The 21,188-nt window shown below is 51.2% G+C and carries 20 protein-coding genes, 8 tRNA genes and 1 pseudogene; 13 read left to right on the top strand and 16 right to left on the bottom strand.

From position 1 onward, the window contains the following. Window positions 1–37: 37 nt before the first annotated feature. Complete coding sequence (locus JQU52_RS01965) at window positions 38–457, top strand: YccF domain-containing protein (RefSeq protein WP_230339511.1); 420 nt, start codon at window positions 38–40, stop codon at window positions 455–457. Window positions 458–758: 301 nt separating this feature from the next. Here the strand turns inward: JQU52_RS01965 and JQU52_RS01960 are convergent, their stop codons facing one another. From JQU52_RS01960 to JQU52_RS01935, 6 genes are all read right to left on the bottom strand, one after another. Continuing rightward, a complete protein-coding gene (locus JQU52_RS01960) occupies window positions 759–1,217 on the bottom strand; it encodes an outer membrane lipoprotein (RefSeq protein ID WP_230339510.1) in 459 nt (152 codons plus the stop codon). A gap of 15 nt (window positions 1,218–1,232) precedes the next feature. Beyond that, entirely contained in the window at window positions 1,233–2,276 is a 1,044-nt protein-coding gene (locus JQU52_RS01955) for a quinone-dependent dihydroorotate dehydrogenase (protein ID WP_230339509.1), read from the bottom strand. A 105-nt stretch (window positions 2,277–2,381) separates the two neighbouring features. Then, window positions 2,382–3,347, bottom strand: a complete 966-nt coding sequence (locus JQU52_RS01950) for a S49 family peptidase (protein ID WP_230339508.1) — start codon at window positions 3,345–3,347, stop codon at window positions 2,382–2,384. 28 nt (window positions 3,348–3,375) lie between these two features. Beyond that, window positions 3,376–4,062, bottom strand: coding sequence for an HAD-IA family hydrolase (locus tag JQU52_RS01945; protein ID WP_230339507.1), 687 nt, complete (start codon window positions 4,060–4,062; stop codon window positions 3,376–3,378). Beyond that, window positions 4,059–4,709: an FMN-binding negative transcriptional regulator gene (locus tag JQU52_RS01940; protein WP_230339506.1), complete on the bottom strand. Its 651-nt coding sequence runs from the start codon at window positions 4,707–4,709 to the stop codon at window positions 4,059–4,061. The genes JQU52_RS01945 and JQU52_RS01940 overlap by 4 nt, the downstream gene beginning before the upstream one ends. Before the next feature lie 16 nt (window positions 4,710–4,725). Further along, window positions 4,726–5,718, bottom strand: coding sequence for an RluA family pseudouridine synthase (locus tag JQU52_RS01935; protein WP_230339505.1), 993 nt, complete (start codon window positions 5,716–5,718; stop codon window positions 4,726–4,728). A gap of 736 nt (window positions 5,719–6,454) precedes the next feature. Here JQU52_RS01935 and JQU52_RS01930 point away from each other — a divergent pair. From JQU52_RS01930 to JQU52_RS01920, 3 genes are all read left to right on the top strand, one after another. After that, window positions 6,455–9,184 (top strand): Rne/Rng family ribonuclease, encoded by a 2,730-nt coding sequence (locus JQU52_RS01930; protein WP_230339504.1) that lies wholly within the window; start codon window positions 6,455–6,457, stop codon window positions 9,182–9,184. A gap of 119 nt (window positions 9,185–9,303) precedes the next feature. After that, window positions 9,304–9,379: transfer RNA gene (locus tag JQU52_RS01925), tRNA-Asn, on the top strand. A gap of 1 nt (window position 9,380) precedes the next feature. Further along, window positions 9,381–9,456, top strand: a tRNA-Lys gene (locus tag JQU52_RS01920). Window positions 9,457–9,473: 17 nt separating this feature from the next. Here JQU52_RS01920 and JQU52_RS01915 read toward each other — a convergent pair. Beyond that, a pseudogene (locus JQU52_RS01915) lies at window positions 9,474–9,805 on the bottom strand (tyrosine-type recombinase/integrase); the annotation flags it as partial. A 156-nt stretch (window positions 9,806–9,961) separates the two neighbouring features. On the opposite strand from JQU52_RS01915, the gene JQU52_RS01910 reads away from it, so the two are divergent. Next, window positions 9,962–10,207 (top strand): site-specific integrase, encoded by a 246-nt coding sequence (locus JQU52_RS01910; RefSeq protein WP_230339503.1) that lies wholly within the window; start codon window positions 9,962–9,964, stop codon window positions 10,205–10,207. Window positions 10,208–10,309: 102 nt separating this feature from the next. Here JQU52_RS01910 and JQU52_RS01905 read toward each other — a convergent pair. The 7 genes from JQU52_RS01905 to pgsA form a co-directional block, all read right to left on the bottom strand. Further along, window positions 10,310–10,399, bottom strand: a tRNA-Leu gene (locus JQU52_RS01905). 30 nt (window positions 10,400–10,429) lie between these two features. Beyond that, window positions 10,430–10,504, bottom strand: a tRNA-Cys gene (locus tag JQU52_RS01900). 24 nt (window positions 10,505–10,528) lie between these two features. After that, a tRNA-Cys gene (locus JQU52_RS01895) sits at window positions 10,529–10,602 on the bottom strand. 32 nt (window positions 10,603–10,634) lie between these two features. After that, window positions 10,635–10,710 (bottom strand) — tRNA-Gly (locus tag JQU52_RS01890). A 58-nt stretch (window positions 10,711–10,768) separates the two neighbouring features. Further along, window positions 10,769–10,844: transfer RNA gene (locus tag JQU52_RS01885), tRNA-Gly, on the bottom strand. 27 nt (window positions 10,845–10,871) lie between these two features. Beyond that, window positions 10,872–10,947, bottom strand: a tRNA-Gly gene (locus JQU52_RS01880). Between the two features lie 66 nt (window positions 10,948–11,013). Then, a complete protein-coding gene (gene pgsA, locus JQU52_RS01875) occupies window positions 11,014–11,589 on the bottom strand; it encodes a CDP-diacylglycerol--glycerol-3-phosphate 3-phosphatidyltransferase (RefSeq protein WP_230339502.1) in 576 nt (191 codons plus the stop codon). A 345-nt stretch (window positions 11,590–11,934) separates the two neighbouring features. Between pgsA and JQU52_RS14830 the strand changes: the two genes are divergently transcribed. The 5 genes from JQU52_RS14830 (at window position 11,935) to JQU52_RS01855 (ending at window position 14,921) form a co-directional block, all read left to right on the top strand. Next, window positions 11,935–12,156, top strand: a complete 222-nt coding sequence (locus tag JQU52_RS14830; protein ID WP_379061343.1) for a ribonuclease domain-containing protein — start codon at window positions 11,935–11,937, stop codon at window positions 12,154–12,156. Continuing rightward, window positions 12,153–12,464 (top strand): barstar family protein, encoded by a 312-nt coding sequence (locus tag JQU52_RS01870; RefSeq protein ID WP_230339501.1) that lies wholly within the window; start codon window positions 12,153–12,155, stop codon window positions 12,462–12,464. The genes JQU52_RS14830 and JQU52_RS01870 overlap by 4 nt, the downstream gene beginning before the upstream one ends. A gap of 89 nt (window positions 12,465–12,553) precedes the next feature. After that, the gene (locus JQU52_RS01865; protein WP_230339500.1) at window positions 12,554–12,877 is read left to right on the top strand and encodes a hypothetical protein; all 324 of its coding nucleotides are present in this window, start codon (window positions 12,554–12,556) and stop codon (window positions 12,875–12,877) included. 31 nt (window positions 12,878–12,908) lie between these two features. Next, on the top strand, window positions 12,909–13,673 hold the full coding sequence (locus JQU52_RS01860; RefSeq protein ID WP_230339499.1) for an IS5 family transposase: 765 nt from the start codon (window positions 12,909–12,911) through the stop codon (window positions 13,671–13,673). Between the two features lie 366 nt (window positions 13,674–14,039). Then, window positions 14,040–14,921: an IS982 family transposase gene (locus JQU52_RS01855; protein ID WP_230339498.1), complete on the top strand. Its 882-nt coding sequence runs from the start codon at window positions 14,040–14,042 to the stop codon at window positions 14,919–14,921. A 263-nt stretch (window positions 14,922–15,184) separates the two neighbouring features. On the opposite strand, the gene JQU52_RS01850 is transcribed toward JQU52_RS01855, so the two are convergent. Then, on the bottom strand, window positions 15,185–15,736 hold the full coding sequence (locus JQU52_RS01850) for a DDE-type integrase/transposase/recombinase (RefSeq protein WP_328301379.1): 552 nt from the start codon (window positions 15,734–15,736) through the stop codon (window positions 15,185–15,187). A 464-nt stretch (window positions 15,737–16,200) separates the two neighbouring features. Next, window positions 16,201–18,021 (bottom strand): excinuclease ABC subunit UvrC, encoded by a 1,821-nt coding sequence (gene uvrC, locus JQU52_RS01845; RefSeq protein ID WP_328300904.1) that lies wholly within the window; start codon window positions 18,019–18,021, stop codon window positions 16,201–16,203. Between the two features lie 533 nt (window positions 18,022–18,554). On the opposite strand from uvrC, the gene JQU52_RS01840 reads away from it, so the two are divergent. The 3 genes from JQU52_RS01840 (at window position 18,555) to JQU52_RS01830 (ending at window position 20,809) form a co-directional block, all read left to right on the top strand. Continuing rightward, window positions 18,555–19,403 carry a VENN motif pre-toxin domain-containing protein gene (locus tag JQU52_RS01840; RefSeq protein WP_230339497.1) on the top strand — a complete coding sequence of 283 codons (849 nt, stop codon included), beginning with the start codon at window positions 18,555–18,557 and terminating at the stop codon, window positions 19,401–19,403. A 33-nt stretch (window positions 19,404–19,436) separates the two neighbouring features. After that, window positions 19,437–20,202, top strand: a protein-coding gene (locus JQU52_RS01835; RefSeq protein WP_230339496.1) for an IS5 family transposase whose coding sequence is annotated in 2 segments (ribosomal slippage) — window positions 19,437–19,478 and window positions 19,480–20,202 — 765 coding nt in all. Because the reading frame shifts where the segments join, the coding sequence is not laid out codon by codon here. A 46-nt stretch (window positions 20,203–20,248) separates the two neighbouring features. After that, window positions 20,249–20,809 carry a hemagglutinin gene (locus tag JQU52_RS01830; RefSeq protein ID WP_230339495.1) on the top strand — a complete coding sequence of 187 codons (561 nt, stop codon included), beginning with the start codon at window positions 20,249–20,251 and terminating at the stop codon, window positions 20,807–20,809. Window positions 20,810–21,188: the final 379 nt, after the last annotated feature.

Genomic DNA, 21,188 nt, shown 5'->3' with positions numbered 1-21,188 from the left:
TTTATATATGAGCATTATCGTTAACAAGGAAAAAAATATGCTGCGCTTATTGCTGAATATTTTATGGGTGGTGTTGGGCGGTTTTTGGATGGCCTTGGGCTGGTGGTTTGCCGGGCTGATTATGGCGATTACCATTATCGGCTTGCCGTGGGCGCGGGCGTGTTTTGTGATTGGCGGGTTTACCCTGTGGCCGTTTGGCAGCAGCGCGGTGAACCGTGAGCTGGTTACCGGCAACCGCGATATCGGCACCGGCGGCTTGGGCTGCTTAGGCAATGTGATTTGGTTTGTGCTGGCCGGTTGGTGGCTGGCGCTGGGGCATCTGTTTGCCGCCATTGCCAACTTTGTCACCATCATCGGCATTCCCTTCGGCATCCAGCACCTGAAATTTGCGCTGATTGCCCTAGCGCCCATCGGCAAAACCATTGTGGATAAAAACACCGGCCAGCCGCTGTGGTAGGCTTGGCGTATGTGATGGTTTGAATAAGCGGTAAACAACAAAGGCTGCCTGAAAGATATTCAGGCAGCCTTTGTGTGTTTAAAGTAATACCAATTCTACAAAATAATATAACAAGGCGGAACTGATTTACTCGGTGCTTTAGCACCTTAGTAAATCGTTCTCTTTGAGCTGAGCCGAAGACAGTACAAGTAGTACGGAACAGACTTTTGTTGGTGCTTTAGCACCTTACAAAATCGTTCGCTTTGCGCTAAGGCGAGCCAACGCAGTTAGGTTATTTTGTAGAATTGGTATAACAGTGGCGCTATTGCAGCGGCAATACGCGGTTGATGCCGCCGCCCACCACCACACGCACGCGTTGGCCGGTTTTAAAGGCCACGTCGTTGTTTTGCACCACTTTCACCACTTCGTTGCTGCCTTCCATCAGCACCAGAATTTCCACTTCTTTGGGCTGTGCCGGCTGTCCTAGCGCTTGCCCGGCCAAGCCGCCCAGCACCGCACCGATGACTTGGCCGGTGTTTTGGCCGCCGCCTTTGTTTAAGCCTTCCAGCACCACACCGGCAGCATCCGCCCACGGGTCTTGCTCTTTGTTTTTGCTGTTCACGCCGCTAACCGACATCACTTGGCCGTAATACACGCGGGCGGTTTTTTGTTGCTGGCTGGTGTTGGTGTAATAGGGTGAGTCGGGGTTGCTTACGGCGCAGCCGCCGATGAGAAAAGCCGCTAGCAGGGCTGCGGTGGTGAAGCCGGGGAATTTGCGCATGATGTGGTTTCCTTATCAAGACAAGGGTTTGGATGGGTTTGCTACACGGGCGCAAGCGCGCACGCATTCGGTGATGAGCGCCGGGCCGCGGTAAATCAGGCCGCTGTAGATTTGCACCGCTTGCGCGCCCAGGGTCAGCTTTTGGGCGGCATCGGCACCATTGACAATCCCGCCCACGCCGATGAGCGGGATGCGGCCATGCAGGTGTTGCGCCAGCTGCTGCAAGACGTGGTGGCTTTTTTCACGCACCGGCAAGCCGGATAAGCCGCCCGCTTCGGCGGCCAACGGGTGGCTGCCTAAGGCGGTTTTGTCGATGGTGGTGTTGGTGGCGATGATGCCGTCGATTTCGGTTTGCAGCGCCACTTCGGCCACGGCTTCGATTTGGGCTTCGCTTAAATCGGGGGCGATTTTCACCGCCAAGGGCACGCGGCGGCCATGTTGGGCGGCCAATTGTGCCTGTTTGTTTTTCAGGCAGCCCAGTAGGGCTTTAAGCTCGTCTTCGCCTTGCAAGGCACGCAGGTTTTGGGTGTTGGGCGAAGAAATATTCACGGTGATGTAGCTGGCGTGCGGATAGGCTTTTTCTAGGCAGGCCAGATAATCATCGGCGGCGTTTTCGATGGGGGTGGTGGCGTTTTTGCCGATATTGATGCCGAGCACGCCGTTGTAGCGGCTGCGCTCGATATTGCGGATCAGGGCGTCGATGCCGTCGTTGTTAAAACCCATGCGGTTGATGATGGCTTGCTGCTCGGGCAGGCGGAACAGGCGCGGCAAGGGGTTGCCCGCTTGCGCTTTGGGGGTAACGGTGCCCACTTCGATAAAGCCGAAGCCCAGCGAGGCCAGCGCATCAATATAGGCACCGTTTTTATCCAGCCCGGCGGCCAAGCCAACGGCATTGGGCAAGGTTAAGCCCATCAGCGACACGGGCGTGCCGGTGGCGGGGGCGTGGCCCAGTAAATTGAGCAGGCCGATGCGGTGGGCGCGGTTGAGTGCGGCTAGGGTGAAGTGGTGCGCCTGTTCGGCATCCATGCGGAAGAGGGCGTGTTTGAGCAAGGAATACATAGCAATGGCCTTGTGATGGCGGATTAAAAAGCGGGGCGGGTTTGCAGCAGGCTGCCTGAAGGTTTCAGGCAGCCTATCAAGTTGCACCAAGCCAATCTTAAGGCTTTACCACGGCTGCTCCAGCCCTTGTTGCAAACCTTGGCGGATTTCGCCGCCAAAGCGCCGCCCCATGGCTTTGCTCAGGCTTTCTTGCGGGGTGTAGTCCACCAGCTCGGGGGCTTTGATGATGTCGCGCGACACGCTGTAGATATTGCCGAAATCATCAATCAGCCCCACTTTTTTACCTTCCACGCCGGTGTAGATGCGGCCGCTGAAAAGGTCGGGGTTGTCCGCTTCTTTCAGGCGGTCGCCGCGCCCCAGTTTCACCGATTTGATGAATTCTTGGTGGATGTCGGTGAGCATTTGCTGCCAGATGGCGGCTTGCTCCGGCGTTTCCGGGGTGAAGGGGTCGCCCATGCCTTTGTTGTCACCGGCAATTTTCAGCCGCCGTTTCACGCCCAGTTTTTCCATCAGCCCGGTAACATCAAAGCCGCCGCCAATCACGCCGATGCTGCCCACAATGCTGGAAGGATCGGCGTAGATTTTGTCGGCAGCGCTGGCGATGTAGTAGCAGCCGGAAGCGCACACGTCTTCGGCCACCACATACAGCGGGATGTTTTTATGCTGGGCCTTGAGGCGGCGCACTTCTTCAAAGGCGATGTTCGACACCACCGGCGAGCCGCCGGGGCTGTTGGCACGCAGAATAATGCCTTTGACATTGGGGTTTTTATAGGCGGCTTCGAGGCCGTCGCGCAAGATTTGTGCTTGGTCTTCGTAGTTGTTGATGATGCCGGAAAGATTGATGACAGCGGTGTGCTCTTTGGTGGCGCCAAGGTCTTTTTTACCGATAACGGCCGAAAAAATCAGTGCCGCCAGCAGCGCCAGCCACACCAGCCGCCATACCAGCTTCCAGATGCGGGCGCGGCGTTGCTCTTGGTAAACCTGCAGCAGCAGTTTTTCCAGCATGCTGCGTTCCCAGCTGTTGCCGGAGGGGATGTTGTCGTTATTCATGGTTTTGATTTTCAATTTCATGGTTGGTTTGATTAAATATTTGGTTTGATTAAATATTTTTGATGTTCGGTTGATTAAGGCTGCCTGAAAGCCCCAGCCAATGCGCCAAATCGGCCATACCGCCCAGCAGGGCGATGTGCGGCGCCTGCTGCAAGGTGGCGGCATCGTGCGCGCCGGTGTTGACTGCCACCGCATCGGCACCGGCATTGGACGCCAGCATTAAATCGTGGGTGGTGTCGCCAATCATCAGCACTTCGTGCGGCTGCAAGCCCAATTCGTCGCACAGCGATAAAATCATTTCCGGATGCGGCTTGGAAGCGCATTCGTCTACGGTGCGCGTGGCCATAAAATAGCCCGCGCTGGCGGTGTCGGCCAGCGATTTCACCAAACCGGCGCGGCTTTTGCCGGTGGCCACCGTGAGCCAGTAATGTTGCTTGAATACCGGCAGCCACTGCGCCGCTTCGGCAAACAGCACGGTGCGGTTGGCCGGGCTGAGGTAGTGGCGGCGGTAATGATAAACCAATTGCTCGCGCTCATCGGCACTGATGTTGGGCGCCACGGTGTTTAAGGCTTTATCCAAACTCAAGCCAATCACTTGGCGCACGGCATCATCGCTCGGGGCGGGAAAACCGGCGGCTTGGGCGGCGTGCTGCATCGATTGCACGATTTGGGCGGTGGAGTCGGCCAAGGTGCCGTCCCAGTCGAAAATCAGGGCTTTATAGGGTTTGGGGTTCATGGTTGGCTTTGTGGTGGTGAGAATTGTTCTATCCGTGCCGCCATTTGCCGGGCGGCGGCGGTATTTTCGGCCAATAAGCCGTTTACCACGCCTTGGCGGTTGGCTTCGGTTTGGTTTTGGCTAAGCTTGTATTTGCCTTCGATGCGCTCGATGGTGATTTCAAAACACATAATCGCGCGGCACATGGCTTGGATGTAGTCTGCCGGGGCATCGGCCAGCCGCCACGGCCGGGCTTGGCTTTGTTCGTGCTGCTCGGTAAGCAGCGTCAATATGCGGTGTGCATCGGCTTCGCTTTCCAGCAAGCGCCCTTGACCATAAATATGTACGGCTTGGTAATTCCAAGTGGGCACCACCTTATGATGCTGTTGTTTGGCCGGATACCAGTTGGCGCTGATGTAGTGGCCGCTGTCTTGGAATATCGCCAGCCAAGCTTGCTCAGGCAAGGCGTTTTGCCATATCGGGTTGGCTTTGGCAAAGTGGCCGAGCAAGCAGCCGTGGCCATTGGGTTGGCATTGCCAATACAACGGAATATGCGTGGCCTCCAGCCCTTGGTTGGTTTGCACCACCACAGTGGCCAGCGGGTGGTGTTGCACAAAGCTGTGCAATTCGGCCGGGTCGGTTTGCTGGAATTTGGGTGGGGTAAACATATTCAAAACAACCTTTTTAATCGGTGGATGCGGGCGGCTGTTGCAATAATTGTATCAAGCGTTGCAATTCATCCGGCAGCGGCGCGTGCAGATGCAAAGGCTCGCCGCTGAGCGGGTGTGCCAAATGCAGCTCGGCGGCGTGTAAAAACATGCGCTTTAAGCCCAGTTTGTGCAGGCGCTTGTTGGCGGTGTAGTCGCCATAGCGCTCGTCGCCGGCAATCGGGCAGTGTTGCGACTGCATGTGTACGCGGATTTGGTGGGTGCGGCCGGTTTTGAGTGTGGCCTGCACCAAGCTGGCATCCGACAGGCCGACTTGATGCAAGAGGCTGCCTGAAAAGCGGTTTAATACTTTAAATTGGGTGTGGGCGCTTTGGCCGTTGTCGGCCACGCGCACCATTTTTTCGCCTTGTGCGCCTTGGTATTTAAACAAGGGCAGCTTAACATGCTGCACCGCTTGCGGCCATGCCCCCACGCCCAGTGCTAAATAGATTTTTTGCGGGTGGTCGTTGCGGATGGCTTCGTGCAGCTTCACCAATGCACTGCGTTTTTTGGCAATCATCAGCAAGCCGCTGGTGTCTTTGTCGAGCCGGTGCACCAGCTCCAAATAGCGTGCTTGTGGGCGTGCTTGGCGCAATTGCTCAATCACGCCAAAGCTGATGCCGCTGCCGCCATGCACCGCCACCCCGGCCGGTTTGTTGATGACCAGCAAAGCGTCGTCTTCATAAATCACGGCAAAATCTTTGGCCGGTGCCGGATGGGCTTTAAGGCTGCCTGAAGGTGCTGCGGCCACACGCACCGGCGGCACGCGCACCACATCGCCTTCGGCCACGCGGTCGGTGCCTTTGCAGCGTTTTTTATTGAGGCGCACTTCACCGGCGCGGATGATGCGCTGCACATGGCTTTTGGGCACACCTTTTAAGGTTTTGAACAAATAATTGTCCAGCCGTTGGCCGCCGTCGGCCTCGCCAACGGTGAGGAAATTCACCAAATCTTTGCTAATTAACGCCATCTTGCTTATAATCCGAAAGCCTTTTTTGGAAGACTTGATGCTGCCTGAATGATTGAAGGCAGGGGTTTGACAAAGGGGCGGCGGCATTGCCGCCGAAAGAAGATACCCGCTTTAGGCATTTATTTATCGCCTGAAGTTTGGGCTGCTGCTGCGCCCATTAGGTTACAGCGGCACAAAACAGCGAAATATTAACGTATTTAAACCAAAAACGCACTCGCAACAGCGATTTCCCCGGTGGCAAACACAGCCGTTAAGCGCCGGGATGGTGATTAAGTTTGACCTTCGGGTTGTGGCGTCGGCCGGTTGTAAGACGCCGCCTCAGAATACGCCCCGCAGCACCCGGTGCCGGTTTGCCGCACCACGGATGGCCAGAGCGGATTGAGTGTGTATTCGGGCGGCGCAGCTTGAGGATGCGGCGCACCCGACATAATAAGAAGACAGCGGCTACCGATTATTACCGCCGCCAGCGCCCCGCACAAATACGGGCATTGGCCGCAGGCGGTCAGAGCGCAGCCTTTACCGGCTGGGTTTCTGCCTTGTTCTTTTCCGGGTTGTTGCACATCAAATCAGCAGCAAGCGCGGCACAGCATGTGCCTGTAGCGCGTTGTGATTGATGGCAGGCAAACCCCATCGCTTCTTTATCATGTGCCAGCCCGTGGTTTTGTCCTTTGGAATCAAGGCCGCGGGTGTCAAAAACTGATTGCATTGCCTCGTGAGTGCCACCAACGAGGTTATTATGAAACGGATGTTATTCAATGCCACGCAAGCCGAAGAGCTACGCGTGGCCATTGTTGACGGCCAGAGCTTGATTGATCTGGACATCGAAACGCTGGGCAAAGAACAGCGCAAAGGCAATATCTACAAGGGTGTTATCACCCGCATCGAACCCTCTTTAGAAGCCTGTTTTGTCGATTACGGCACCGATAGGCACGGCTTTTTGCCGTTCAAGGAAGTTTCCCGCAGCTATTTCAACGACTACGACGGCGGCCGCGCACGCATTCAAGACGTCTTGTCTGAAGGCATGGAAGTGATTGTGCAGGTGGAAAAAGACGAGCGCGGCAACAAAGGCGCGGCGCTCACCACCTTTATCAGCCTGGCCGGGCGCTATTTGGTATTGATGCCGAATAATCCGCGCGGCGGCGGCGTGTCGCGCCGCATCGAAGGCGAGGATCGGCAAGACCTGAAAGCGGCCATGGCCGAGCTGGACGTGCCGCGCGGCATGAGCCTGATTGCACGCACCGCCGGCATCGGCCGCAGCGCCGAAGAGCTGCGCTGGGACATGAACTACCTGCAACAATTGTGGCAGGCAATTGAAGAAGCGGCCAAGCAACACAGCGAGCCGTATCTGCTGTTTATGGAAAGCGCCTTGGTGATTCGCGCCATCCGCGACTACTTCCAGCCCGACATCGGCGAAATCCTGATTGATACCCAAGAAGTGTACGACCAAGTATCGGAATTCATGACTTATGTGATGCCCGCCTATGTGTCGCGCCTGAAGCACTACAACGACCACACGCCGCTGTTTTCACGCTTCCAAATCGAACACCAAATCGAATCGGCGTTTTCGCGCTCGGTAAGCCTGCCTTCCGGCGGCGCTATCGTGATTGACCACACCGAAGCGCTGGTGTCGGTGGATGTCAACTCCGCCCGCGCCACCCGCGGTGCCGACATCGAAGACACCGCATTCAAAACCAATATGGAAGCGGCCGAAGAAGTGGCGCGGCAAATGCGCCTGCGCGACTTGGGCGGCTTGGTGGTGATCGATTTTATCGACATGGAAAACAGTAAGCATCAGCGCGATGTGGAAAACACCTTGCGCGATGCACTCAAGCAAGACCGCGCCCGTGTGCAAATGGGCAAGCTGTCGCGCTTTGGCCTGCTGGAATTAAGTCGCCAGCGCCTGAAACCTTCGCTGGGCGAAAGCAGCCACACCGCCTGCCCGCGTTGCGGCGGCACCGGCTTTATCCGCGGCATCGAATCCACCGCCTTGCATGTGTTGCGCATCATTCAAGAAGAATCGATGAAAGACAACACCGCCGAAGTGCGCGCCCAAGTGCCGGTGGATGTGGCCACCTTCTTGCTGAATGAAAAACGCGCCGAGCTGTTCGGCTTGGAAGAACGCATGGATGTGTCGGTGCTGCTGATTCCGAACACCCATCTGGAAAACCCGCATTATCAAGTGAGCCGCGTGCGCACCGACAATGTGGAAGAAGACGCGGCGCCCAGCTACCAGCAAGTGGCCGCGCCTGAAAACGAAGGCGAGCTGCCGTTTGCCATTGGCCAAAACAAACCGGCCAAGCCGGAGCCGGCGGTAAAAGGCATCAAGCACAGCCAACCGGCACCGGTCACTGCGGCGGCACCCCAAGAGCAGCCGGGCGTGTTTGCGCGCTTGTCGGCTTGGTTGGGCAAATGGTTTGGCGGCGGCGACAAGGCCGAAACCGAGCCGAAGCCGGAAGCAGCCAAAACCGCTGCCCGCCCGCCCGCGCAAAACCAGCACAACCGCAAAAAACGCCCGCAAGAGCGGCGCAGCCAAGGCCAGCGCAACGCCCGTCAAGACGAGCGCAACGGCCAGCAAGCCGAAGGCCGCAGCCGCACACAAACGGGAAAACCGGTTCAAGGCAACGGCCAGAACCAGCGTGGCAGCGAGCAACGGGAACCGCGCGAGCAGCGCCAAGATCAAACCCGCACCAACAACGCCAAGCAAGGCGACAACAACGCGGTAGACAACAACAGCGACGACAACGCCGCCCGCAACCGCCGCCGTCAACGCAACCCGCGTAAAGAGGATGTGGTGGGCGCATCGGTGGCCGAAGTGGCCAATACCGCCGAACAGCCGCCGCTGGTGGTAACCCTGCCTGCTGAAACCGCAGCAGCAACCGCGCCGGCGGAAGAAAGCAAACGCCAAAACCGCCAGCAAAAAGGCCAGCAAGATCGGCGTCGCGGCGGTAAAAACCAGCGTCGTCATATTCCATCGGCAGAAAAAATCGTTCGCTATCTGGATGTACAGGAAGTGGTCGAGCGCGTGAATGCGGCGGTGGCGCATGTATTGGCACCGGCGCATAAACCGGCCCAAGCCGTTGACGCACCTTTAGTGGTTGAGACTGCCACACCCGAAGCGGTGGCGGCTGAAGTTGAAGCGCATGCTGTTGCCCCCGTGCAAGCGGTTGCCGTGGCGGCGGTTGAAACGCAGGCGGTGGCGGCTCAAGCTATTGAAACGCAGGTAGTCGAAACCGCCACAGCGGATGCCATGGCCATTATTGAACCGCCAGCGCCTAAAGCAGTGCCGGTGTTGGTGATGGATTTGGGTGATTTGGTACTGGTGGAAACCCGCGCTGAAGCCTTAGCTGCTGCTGCCACACAAGCAGCACCGGCCACGGCCGCCAAGCTGCGCCGCGCTGATGTGCCGCGCCCGGCGGCGGTGGAAACCGAAGCCGTGGTATTGCAGCAGGTGGAAACGCATAAATAGGCTGTATGGCTAAAATAAGGCTGCCTGAAAGCCGCGTTGGTATTTCAGGCAGCCTGAAACAAAAAATTCAAAAAATGGTTGACGTCTTTTTTTTAGTAGCCTAAAATACGCGCTTCCTTTCCCTGATAGCTCAGTCGGTAGAGCGACGGACTGTTAATCCGCAGGTCCCTGGTTCGAGCCCAGGTCGGGGAGCCAAGGGTCGTTAGCTCAGCTGGTAGAGCAGCGGACTTTTAATCCGTTGGTCGATGGTTCGAATCCATCACGACCCACCAAGATTTATCTAAATAATTCAAATATTTAGATTAGATGCAGTACATTTCAAAGCATGGTCACGATTTAGCAGTGTGTCTAAATTGTGACTATTTTTTTTCATCATGCCATCAATCATTACCGCATGCTGATGCAAATGCTCCGGTGCCAAATGTGCGTATTTCTGCACCATCTCAATGGATTCCCAACCACCCATTTCCTTCAGTGCATACAGCGATACGCCGCTTTGTGCTATACCAGCCAGCTGGCTCAAGTGTGCCGCAAATCATGCAGGCGGAAATTTTCAATTCCCGCCTGCCATAACCTGTTATCCAAGCTGTTCAGCGGGTGATTGCGCGAATGCACAAAAACAACGTTGAGGGTGTTTTCTAGGTGCTGTCAAAATACCTGCAGGCCGCCTCCCTAGATTGGGTTTCATTCGGGTGATACCAAGCCACCTAGCGAGCCAAATCAATTCGAGTCCAAATTTAACGTCAATAACATTGACTGGCGCAATGGATTGCGCCAGTGAAGCAGCTGAAATCAAAAAAAGCGCATTTTCAGTTTCGCGATCTTTGCGCCAAAGCGGCAACAGATAAAGACGAGGCGCTCGGTATTGAGGCCGCGCGGGCGTTGCTTGGCCACAAAAATCAGGCTATGACGCTAGGATGTGTGCAGCACCGAAAAGGCAAGTTAGTTGCGCCAACGGTGGATGTCATCAGCGCCGAATTTAGCGCGAAACATGGGCAAAGAAGTAGGGGTGGCAAGAAGTGAGAAATGCAGAACAGCGGCAGAATGTAGAACAAGAGTCAGCCAAAACTATACAAAAAAGCCAACATTAATATGTTGGCTTTATATTTATAATCATGTGGTTAGTGGTGCCCGGAGCCGGAATCGAACCGGCACGCCCGTTTTAGAGGCGACGGATTTTAAGTCCGTTGTGTCTACCTATTTCACCATCCGGGCGCTGCCTTATGCTGCTAGGCAGGGGTAAGCTGGAGGCGGGGGCGCGGATTTAAACCGGCCTGCACGGCTTTGCACACCGTGGCATAGTCACTCTGCCACCCCGCCATTGAAGAAATGTTGCTGTTGTTTTGGAGGCGGGAGTCGGAATCGAACCGGCGTACACGGCTTTGCAGGCCGCTGCATAACCACTCTGCCATCCCGCCAAAAGGGTTGCCACGAAAAAGTGCTTGGAATTTGGAGCGGGAAACGAGGCTCGAACTCGCGACCTCAACCTTGGCAAGGTTGCGCTCTACCAACTGAGCTATTCCCGCTTAAGATGTGGATTTTCACATCCGAGTACATCGATTTTGACGGCATCCGGTAAGTAAGTGGAGCGGGAAACGAGGCTCGAACTCGCGACCTCAACCTTGGCAAGGTTGCGCTCTACCAACTGAGCTATTCCCGCGTTTACTGTGCTGATGCTGTCGTGTTGTGGAGCGGGAAACGAGGCTCGAACTCGCGACCTCAACCTTGGCAAGGTTGCGCTCTACCAACTGAGCTATTCCCGCATTTTGCTGCTACTGCACAACAGAAGACGGCCATTATAGTGGCTGTAAAAATTCTGTCAAGGGATTTTAGGGGTTTTGTTTGAATTCCTGCATGGCCATTTTCAGGTAGTAAAACATGGACCATACGGTGAGTACGGCGGCGATAAACATAAAGGCGTTGCCCAGCCAGATAAAATTGATGCCCCACTGCGGAATGTCATACACCAGTAATAGCAAAATGGCGGCCATTTGGGCAGTGGTTTTGAATTTGCCAATGGTGGCCACGGCCACGCTGTTGCGTTTGCCCAGCTGTGCCATCCATTCGCGCAGGGCGGAAATGGTGATTTCGCGGCCGATAATAATCATGGCGAAAATGGCATAGGTGCGGCCGATGGCCACCAGCAAAATCAATGCCACGGCCACCATGAGTTTGTCGGCCACGGGGTCGAGAAAGGCGCCGAAATCGGAGGTTTGTTTCCAGCGGCGCGCCAGATAGCCGTCGAACCAATCGGTAATGGCGGCGGCGGCAAAAATGCCAGCAGCACACCAGTTGATGATGCTGTTGTTGGTGATCCAGTTGGCGGGCAGATAAAACAGGGCGGTAAACACCGGTATCATCAGGATGCGCAGCCAAGTAAGCAGGATAGGGATGTTCCAGGGCATGGATTGCTTTCGGTATTTTTGCGGCTAAGCCGCGATTGTACGCGTTTATGGCTTTTCAGGCAGCCTGAAAAATGCCCGTGGGCTTGGGCTGCCTGAAAGCAGATAAGTTTTATCGGGTCGTTTATACCAATTCCATTAAAAACCAGATTGCCCAGCATCTATACCTAACTCTGGATATAAACCCGGGGTGATGCCTCCAAGTTGGATTTAAAAATTCAGCAGGCTGCAAATAATATGGTTGATAGTTTGAAGCAGACTGGGAAATCGCCACCTAATTTTATATATTTTATATAACTGAAGCGGAAGTAGAAGTTTTGGGCTGGAAATCTGGAAGCCGTGTGCACAATGGTAAAACTATTGGCGGTGAGTCTTATGGTATATGGTAATAGAGAAAAACTACTACTATCTGCACTATCTGCACCGAATCGAACGTGGTATCAGGCTGGTATCAATTATCAAGAAACTAAAACTAGGGGTAACGAGAGATTATTTTACTCAAATGATGGATTGTTGTATTTTACGCGCGATCATAGTAAAACCGTGACACCAATAGGAAGATGGAAATGAGAGAAAATATTAATAAATTATATTTAGATGGAGAAAGTATTCAAACAAAAGCTGATTTCCATAAAAAAATTGGTGATTTATTAAATGCTAAAAATTTCATTGATGGTTATGGATACAATCTTGATGCTCTATGGGATATATTAAGTAGTGGTGCTGGATTAAACTGTGTATTGCATTGGGAAAATTCAGAAATATCTAAGCAAAACTTAGGAGAAGAGCATTTTTATGCAATAGTTGATATTTTGAAAATGGCGGAAAACGTTACTTGGACAGAAGATTATGTTCCATTCAAGTTATGTTTAGAATAAGCAATAAAACTTAGATTATAAAAATGTTTTTCGAAGATGACAGTTTTTAGTGCCTAGTTGAAAATGGAAAAATCTATCGGAGATTAGATATGGTAACTGAAGTTAATTTCTCTTCCTTAAATAGTCCAAATTTAATCTATGAAATAAGTAGCTTAATTAATTTTGATAAAAATAATGGTAATTATTCTGTTAATCTAGCTAATTTAAATAAAAAAAACTGGATGTATGCGGCAATAGATAATAATGATTTTTTTGATCAAGATCTAACAAATTTAATCCTAGCAATAGATAAAATTGGGTTGAATAAGGTTTATGCAACTATGGCAAAAAATTTCTTTCAACAAACAGAATCTATTAGGGTCTGTTCACAATTACTTGTCATACCCTTGAATAAAAAAGAAACGCAGGCATAAAAGGAAGTTCTCACCCCCCAATACACCTGCGATGCCCCGTACACTACTCAAAGATGAACATTGGACGAAGCTGTTATCTATTCTGCGTGATTTGGGTATTTATAGCAAACCCAATTTGCGCAGAATTCTTGAAGGCATACTTTACAGAATAAGAACCGGCATACCGTGGCGGGATTTGCCCGAGTATTTCGGCAAGTATCATACTGTTTATACCGCTTATAACCGTTGGTCAGAAAAAGGCATTTTTACTGCAATCTTGAAACAGCTCAGCCAAGAGAGTGACTTGGAGTGGGTAGCCATAGACGGCAGTTATATCCGTGCTCACCAACACTGCGCCGCAGCCTCAGCGCTCAGTGCGCAAGAGGATCGCGCAATCGGTATGAGCCGAGGCGGCAGAACCAGCAAGATTCATCTGGCTGTAGATGCTGCAGGCAATCCGGTTGAGGTTATCGTTACTGCGGGCAATATCCATGATGTCACCGTTGCACCGGAGCTGCTTGACAACATCAACCTTACCGAAACTGAGTTGGTTAATGCGGACAAAGGTTACGATTCAGACCGGCTCAGGGAGCAAATAGAGCAAAGCGGTGCGAAAGCCAATATTCCCTATAAAAGCAATAGGGAAGAGAAAAATAAAGACATGGACTGGTATTTATATAAAATCAGGCATTTGGTAGAGAATGCCTTTTGCCGTTTGAAACATTTCCGAGCGATTGCCAGCCGTTACGATAAGCTGAAACGCAACTTCCACAGTACGGTTTTATTGGGGTGCATTGTGATGTGGTTACCTTTATGACAAGTAATTGTGAACAGACCCTAATAGTAATAGCAAAATATGGATTATAGATAATCATGAAAAGGATTGGTTATCTATCCAAAATCCTGAACATCCATTTACCCACTGGGAAAGTATTTTACTTTCACTTCCTATTTTGGAATTTTTAATTATTAAACCTTGGTCTGTTGGATACAATACTATCATAATGGGCAAAGAAGATTTTATTACCTTGGCATGTTCAACAGAAGGATGGTTAATAAATAAAACATACGAAATATATCCAGTACCCCGCTCTCAACTAAGAGCCGAACGTAGTTGCAAAAGAAAGGACATTGCTCTAAAACCTAAGTATTCGACCAAGAATCCACAGGTTAAGGAAGAACAATGTCCCAAGACGATTTTATCATCACCACCTATTTGCTCGTCGATAAATTTTATCGTCAAGTGGTGACAACAAAGCTGCGTAAGAAAGGCTTTGAACCGGCATTAAGCGATGTGGAAATCATCACCATCCAGATCGTGGGTGAGTTTATGGGTTTGAATGATGATAAAAAGATTTGGTACTTCTTTAAAAACAACTTATCAGACTGGTTTCCAAAATTGGGCTCATACGCTAACTTCTGTAAGCATTGCGCCAACCTTTGGCAGGTTCACCATAAGATTACCCAAAGTCTGGTGGTCCAATACAACACAGACCGGCAGTATTCGATAGACGGATTTCCCATACCTGTTTGTCGGTATGCCCGCGCCCATCGGCATCGGCGTTTCAAAGCTGATGCGGCATTTGGTTATTGTGCCTCAAAAGCCGAACGTTATTATGGCTTTAAAGGGCATATCGTAATCAACGCAACCGGCTTGATTACCAATTTAACATTTGCTGCGGCCAATGTGGATGAACGGGATATGGTTGCCGAGATAACTGACAATATCAAAGGATTGTTGATTGGCGATAAAGGCTATATTCGCCCGGATTTGAAAGAAGAGTTGGCAAGTAGAGACATTGATTTACAGACGCCGTTAAGAAAGAATATGGCGGATGTACGTTCGAAAGAGTGGGTTCAGTGGCTTTGCAAAAAGCGCAGAAAAGTAGAAACGGTGATTAGCCAACTTACCGAGCGTTTTAAAATCAATGCGGTAAAAGTAAAAGATCTTTGGCATTTGAGCCACCGGGTGATACGCAAAGTATTGGCGCATACGGTGTGTGTGGTGATATGCCAATTGGCAGGAAAGCCTTCGCTTCAATTGGAGTGGATTCAGGAAAGTTGAGAGCGGGGTATCCAGTATAGAAATATCAATAAAAATAATCTAAAGCGTTTGCCTGCCTACGTGCTGCGCAAACGATTTTTTTACGGTGCTAAAGCACCAACAAAAGTTTGTTTCGTAGCAGATGCACTGTCTGCGGCTCAGCTCAAAGAGAACGATTGACTAGGATGCTGAAGTACCGATGTAAATCAGTTCTGTATCAAGTTTGGCAATGACAGTGTTGCATTTCAGGCAGCCTTGGCAAGTGGGTGCGTAACTTCAGTTACTTAATTGTTAAGACCCATAATCTTCTGGAATGGATTTTCACGAAACAATTCAGGCTCTAGATTATAGCAATCTTCCAAAGCCTGCCAAGGCGTTTTGTACTTCAACGACCGTAAGGGGCGTTGATGGTTGTAATACAGCAAAAATACCATCAAGTGCCGTTTAAGTTCGTCAGGATGCTCATAGTGGAAGCGTTTGACCGTTACCTCTTTCAGCATCTTGTTGGTAATCTCCACCTGCCCGTTCGTCCATGGATGACGGAATTTCGTGGTACGGTGCTCAATGCCCAAATGCCGGCAAAGCTCGTCAAACGGATGCTCCTTATCAGGCCGTTGTGCTTGGCTCAGCAAGTTGTAGGTAAACTGCGCACCGTTGTCCGTTAGGATATGGGTGATTTTAAACACACAATCTTGTTGTAGGTTGCGCAGAAAAGAAACGGCGGTTTTCTGCGTCATACGCGGATGAAGTTCTGCATAAACATATTTGGTTTTGCGGTCGATGGCGACAAACAGGTACAGCTTGCCGGTTTCACAACGCACCTCGGTGATGTCGATATGGACAAAGCCAACCGGATATTGTTTGAATGTTTTTTACCTTTTTGGCCATCGGATTCATTCTTGGGTAAGCGCGACAATCCGTGATGTTGCAAGCACCGGTGCAGATTGGAGCGGCTCAGCTTTGGAATATTGGGCTTGAAGATGATATACAGCTCGTCCAATGACAGCCGCAGATGTCGCCGGACGGTACAGATTGCCTGCTGCTCCGATTCGGTCAACACGCTGGGGCGGGTTTTGGGGCCGGACTTTTTATCTTCGACCGAATCTGCGTGTTTCCAGTAGAGAACGGTTTTGAAATTAATATTGTATTTTTAGCTAACGCTGCGATGCTCTCTTCAGACTCTTGTATTTCTTTTCTGATTCTAGGCGTAGTCTTGGCGTTACCATGCAATATGCTTGCCATAAGTCGGTCTCTTTATAATTGGGGTAATGATACTCCATAAAATTCAGGGACTAAACACTTAATGATGCAGTACATCATAAATTTTTTCGGCCAAGGTGCGGCTGATGCCTTCGGCTTGCGCCAAGTCGTCTACGCTGGCGGCGATGATGCCGCGTAGGCCGCCAAAGCGGGTAAGCAGTGCTTGGCGGCGTTTGGCGCCGATGCCGGGGATGTCGTTGAGCGAGGAGGTAACGCGGGTTTTGCCGCGTTTATGGCGGTGGCCGCTGATGGCGAAACGGTGCGATTCGTCGCGCACGGTTTGCAGTAGGTGCAGGGCGGGATGGTGTGGCGGCAGCTGGGTAACGCTGTTTAGGTGCGGGATAATCAGCTCTTCCAGCCCGGCTTTGCGTTCCGGCCCTTTGGCGATACCGACTATGGGGATGTGGATGCCCAATTCTTGCCACACATCTTGCGCCATGTGTACTTGGCCTTTGCCGCCGTCGATTAGCACCAAATCCGGCCATTTGCCGTCGCTGTTGTTGTCTTCGGCCAGTTTGCCGTAGCGGCGGGTGAGCACTTCGCGCATGGCGGCGTAGTCGTCGCCCGCTTTGGCGGTGGTGATGTTGTAGCGGCGGTATTGACCCGGCTGCATGGCTTGCTGCTCGTACACCACGCAAGAGGCCACGGTGGCTTCGCCTTGGGTGTGGCTGATGTCGAAGCATTCGATGCGGTTTAATTCGTCGGCATTGAGCTGCAATACTTCGGCCAGTGCCTGCACGCGTGCTTGCTGGCTGCCGTGCTGTTGTTGTTTTTGGTGAATGGCCAATTGGGCGTTGCGCTCAGCCATGTTCAGCCACACTTTGCGCTGGCCGCTGGTTTTGTGCACAAATTGAATTTGGCGGCCATGCTCTTGATTGAGTGCGATTTGCAGGCTTTCAGGCAGCCTGAAATTGCTGATAATCACGTCGGGCTTGGTTTTGCCCAGATAGTGTTGTGCCACAAAGGCTTTGCCGTAGCTGTTGAGTTTTTCGGCCAGGCGGTGGCGGGTGTCGGGGAAAAAGCTTTTGTCGCCCACATGGCGCCCGCCGCGGATACTGACCCAATGGATGCATACGGTATCGCCTTCGCCAGCTAGAGCAAGGATGTCGATGTCGTGCTGTTGGCTGTGTTGGCTGTCGACAAATTGCTGCGATTGCACCAGCCCCAGCGCTTGGATTTGGTCGCGGAATTTGGCGGCGGCTTCGAATTGTAGTGCATCGGCGGCTTGCTGCATTTTGTGGTGTAAGGTGGTGGTGAGCTCGTCGGTTTTGCCGCTTAAAAAGGTGGCGGCGGCGCGCACGCTGTCTTGATAGTCGGCTTCGCTGATGTGGCCGACGCAAGGGCCGGAGCAGCGGCGGATTTGGTAGAGCAGGCAGGCGCGGGTGCGGTGTTCGAATACGCTGTCTTCGCAGGTGCGCAGGCGGAACACTTTTTGCAGAATCTGGATGCTGTCGCGCACGGCATAGCCGTTGGGATAGGGGCCGAAGTATTGGTTGGGCTTTTTCAGGCTGCCGCGATAATAGGCCATTTGCGGAAAGGTGTGGCCGCTGAGCATAAGGTAGGGATAGCTTTTGTCGTCGCGAAACAAAATATTGTATTTGGGCGACAAAGCCTTAATAAAGTTGTTTTCCAGAATCAGCGCTTCGGCTTCGGAGCGGGTCACAGTAGTGTCAATGCTGGCCACTTGTTTTACCATCAGCGCAATGCGTGGCGATAAGTCGCTTTTCTGGAAATAGCTGCTCACCCGCCGCTTCAGATTCACCGCCTTGCCTACATACAGCACTTGCCCGGCGGCGTCGAGCATACGGTATACGCCGGGCAGGTTGGGCAGGTTTTTTAAAAACGAGGCGAGATCGAACACGGTGTTATCCTGTAATACAAAAGCTTCAGGCAGCCTTTAATCCCATAAGGCTGCCTGAAACGAGGTTTCTGCGCAACTGAAACGCAGTTTTTGCATGACTAATCAAATTTTTTGAACGCAGTTTTTAAAATACGGAGCCGACCGGCATGTGCCGTCATCACCACAGTATCCGTGATTTTGATTTCATAAACTCTGAAATAAATATAAGTAAATACTTGTCAAGGTTGCCGGCATGACTTAATCTTGGTTGGGTTGTTACCTTTTTTATTACAACAAAGCCGATATGAAATCATACTTTACCCGGCACATCTCTCCTGTAAACGGCATTGCTGCATCCAACCTGATGCGTATCGGTATTGGCAGCTTTACTCTTGTCTTTACCGCTCTACAGTCAAGCCGCGCCGCTCCCACCCGGCGCCCCAAAGCAAGCAGATTATTTACAGGCCGACCGCTTACAACAAGAACAACTCATCCGCGAACAGCAACGCCAACAATCCCGGCAGCAGCAAATGCAGCCCGCCGTTGATGTGCGCTTGGATGACACCGCCACGCCACCACCTACCGCATTCTCCTTATCCCAACCCGAATCCCCATGTTTCGCCGTTCAACAGATTACCTTAACGGGCAGCGAAGCTGCCCGTTTCCAATTTGCCTTAAACCAAGCCATTGCCCAATCCGGGTTTGAACCCGGTATGTGTTTGGGTGCACAAGGCATCAACCACATCATGACCTTGGCGCAAAACGCCGTGATTGCCCGCGGCTACACCACCACCCGCATTCTGGCCGCACCGCAAGACATCAACAAAAACCTGGCCGCAGAAAACCCAAACGGCAAACTGAACAGCGAGCAACAAACGGCCCATATACTGGCACACGGCATATTGGCGGCAGCCACCGCCGCAGCGGGCGGCAATGATGCCCTAAGCGCCGGCATTGCGGCGGGCACAGCGGAAGCGGCAGCGCCCAAAGTGGCGAAGTGGCTGTATGGTACGGACGATTCGAACAAACTGAGTGCGGAGCAGAAAGCCACCGTCAGCAGCATAACCGGGTTGGGCGGGGCGGCTGTGGGTGCGGCAACGGGAAGCAATACTGCGACGGATGCGGTTTCAGGCAGCCGGGTGGCGCAGAATGCGGTCGAGAATAACTACCTTACAAAATCCAAAATGAATGAAGTCAAGGATTGCTTAATAGGTAAAACATGCTCTTCTAAAGCGCAACAGGAACGGGTTTTAAAAGACGCAGAAAAGCTTAGTCAGTTTTTAGATCAAGAAGTTGGCAATATATGTGCAAAAAATCCGTTAAGCGATGCATGTAGAACAGGGGTTAGGGTCTGTTCACAATTACTTGTCATACCCTTGAATAAAAAAGAAACGCAGGCATAAAAGGAAGTTCTCACACCCCCCAATACACCTGCGATGCCCCGTACACTACTCAAAGATGAACATTGGACGAAGCTGTTACCCTATTCTGCGTGATTTGGGTATTTATAGCAAACCCAATTTGCGCAGAATTCTTGAAGGCATACTTTACAGAATAAGAACCGGCATACCGTGGCGGGATTTACCCGAGTATTTCGGCAAGTATCATACTGTTTATACCGCTTATAACCGTTGGTCAGAAAAAGGCATTTTTACTGCAATCTTGAAACAGCTCAGCCAAGAGAGTGACTCGGAGTGGGTAGCCATAGACGGCAGTTATATCCGTGCCCACCAACACTGCGCCGCAGCCTCAGCGCTCAGTGCGCAAGAGGATCGCGCAATCGGTATGAGCCGAGGCGGCAGAACCAGCAAGATTCATCTGGCTGTAGATGCCGCAGGCAATCCGGTTGAGGTTATCGTTACTGCGGGCAATATCCATGATGTCACCGTTGCACCGGAGCTGCTTGACAACATCAACCTTGCCGAAACTGAGTTGGTTAATGCGGACAAAGGTTACGATTCAGACCGGCTCAGGGAGCAAATAGAGCAAAGCGGTGCGAAAGCCAATATTCCCTATAAAAGCAATAGGGAAGAGAAAAATAAAGACATGGACTGGTATTTATATAAAATCAGGCATTTGGTAGAGAATGCCTTTTGCCGTTTGAAACATTTCCGAGCGATTGCCAGCCGTTACGATAAGCTCAAACGCAACTTCCACAGTACGGTTTTATTGGGGTGCATTGTGATGTGGCTACCTTTATGACAAGTAATTGTGAACAGGCCCTAGTTCGCAAATACAATACGTTGCCATGATGGATGCGTGGGCCTACATAAATGACGATGTCAAGAGATCATCTAGGCAGACCTTTGAACACTTATATAACTCGGAGGGCGCTTCCAGCAGGTTTGTCAAATATTTCAATACCATTGACAATAGGGCCAATTTTTTTGGCGCCAGCAATATGTATGAAAAACATATGGGTTCAGGCGCAAAATGGTTTGATGGGGCTGAATATGTGTCAAGAGCCCCTATTACAGGGCTGGGCGCAGATGAAAAGGCATCATATCTGACTTTTGGCGCTGGTAAGGTTTTGGGTAATCCAGATATTTACGGTTGGCGAAAAGAAGCTGGTGATACACTTATCACGAAAGGTTTTGATAACTTTAAGGATCTTTATAATAATCGTCCCGATGCGATGAAGTGGGATATAAAGCAGCTTCAAGATGAACAAAAACTATTGCAGCCCATACATGAAAAATATCTTTCTGGTAAGGGCACATTTACTTGGGTTTCAGAAAAGCTAACCTCTAATTTTAGGATAAATAGGCTTATTTTAAATGAAAAACAAATTCAAAATAAATGGTATTAAAATATTAGATTACAAATCTAGGATAAAATATGGTTGTAAATTACTTGGATATACTGAGCAACAGGGATGTAAGTAATGAAAATTCCATATTTAACTTGCATATTGTCATTATGCAAAGGATTATTGGTTACAGGGTTTATTGCTGGTTGTGTAATGATGATTCCATGGGACGAGGGATATAACAGGGTAAGTGTGGTTACTGTCATTGGTTCCGTGATAGGATTTTCTATTATTGTGCTTTTGTTTTTTTTGCCAGCACTAATGGCATCTTCTTTTATTTCGTGGGTACTGCAAAAGTACAGAATATTTGTTTTTTTTATTAACTTTTTAATATTTTATTTTTATGGTTATTATATTTTTATCTATGTTCAAGAGTTAA

Source organism: Paralysiella testudinis (assembly GCF_016894345.1).
Taxonomy (GTDB): Bacteria; Pseudomonadota; Gammaproteobacteria; order Burkholderiales; family Neisseriaceae; genus Paralysiella; species Paralysiella testudinis.
The sequence above is the reverse complement of the archived record's forward strand: the minus strand, read 5'-3'. Positions and strand labels throughout refer to the sequence as shown.

Bases quoted from the DNA above. Each gene is read 5' to 3' on its own strand.
- JQU52_RS01965 (WP_230339511.1), top strand. From the start codon at position 38: ATGCTGCGCTTATTGCTGAATATTTTATGGGTGGTGTTGGGCGGTTTT.
- JQU52_RS01960 (WP_230339510.1), bottom strand. From the start codon at position 1,217: ATGCGCAAATTCCCCGGCTTCACCACCGCAGCCCTGCTAGCGGCTTTT.
- JQU52_RS01955 (WP_230339509.1), bottom strand. From the start codon at position 2,276: ATGTATTCCTTGCTCAAACACGCCCTCTTCCGCATGGATGCCGAACAG.
- JQU52_RS01950 (WP_230339508.1), bottom strand. From the start codon at position 3,347: ATGAAATTGAAAATCAAAACCATGAATAACGACAACATCCCCTCCGGC.
- JQU52_RS01945 (WP_230339507.1), bottom strand. From the start codon at position 4,062: ATGAACCCCAAACCCTATAAAGCCCTGATTTTCGACTGGGACGGCACC.
- JQU52_RS01940 (WP_230339506.1), bottom strand. From the start codon at position 4,709: ATGTTTACCCCACCCAAATTCCAGCAAACCGACCCGGCCGAATTGCAC.
- JQU52_RS01935 (WP_230339505.1), bottom strand. From the start codon at position 5,718: ATGGCGTTAATTAGCAAAGATTTGGTGAATTTCCTCACCGTTGGCGAG.
- JQU52_RS01930 (WP_230339504.1), top strand. From the start codon at position 6,455: ATGAAACGGATGTTATTCAATGCCACGCAAGCCGAAGAGCTACGCGTG.
- pgsA (WP_230339502.1), bottom strand. From the start codon at position 11,589: ATGCCCTGGAACATCCCTATCCTGCTTACTTGGCTGCGCATCCTGATG.
- JQU52_RS14830 (WP_379061343.1), top strand. From the start codon at position 11,935: ATGGTAAAACTATTGGCGGTGAGTCTTATGGTATATGGTAATAGAGAA.
- JQU52_RS01870 (WP_230339501.1), top strand. From the start codon at position 12,153: ATGAGAGAAAATATTAATAAATTATATTTAGATGGAGAAAGTATTCAA.
- JQU52_RS01865 (WP_230339500.1), top strand. From the start codon at position 12,554: ATGGTAACTGAAGTTAATTTCTCTTCCTTAAATAGTCCAAATTTAATC.
- JQU52_RS01860 (WP_230339499.1), top strand. From the start codon at position 12,909: ATGCCCCGTACACTACTCAAAGATGAACATTGGACGAAGCTGTTATCT.
- JQU52_RS01855 (WP_230339498.1), top strand. From the start codon at position 14,040: ATGTCCCAAGACGATTTTATCATCACCACCTATTTGCTCGTCGATAAA.
- JQU52_RS01830 (WP_230339495.1), top strand. From the start codon at position 20,249: ATGATGGATGCGTGGGCCTACATAAATGACGATGTCAAGAGATCATCT.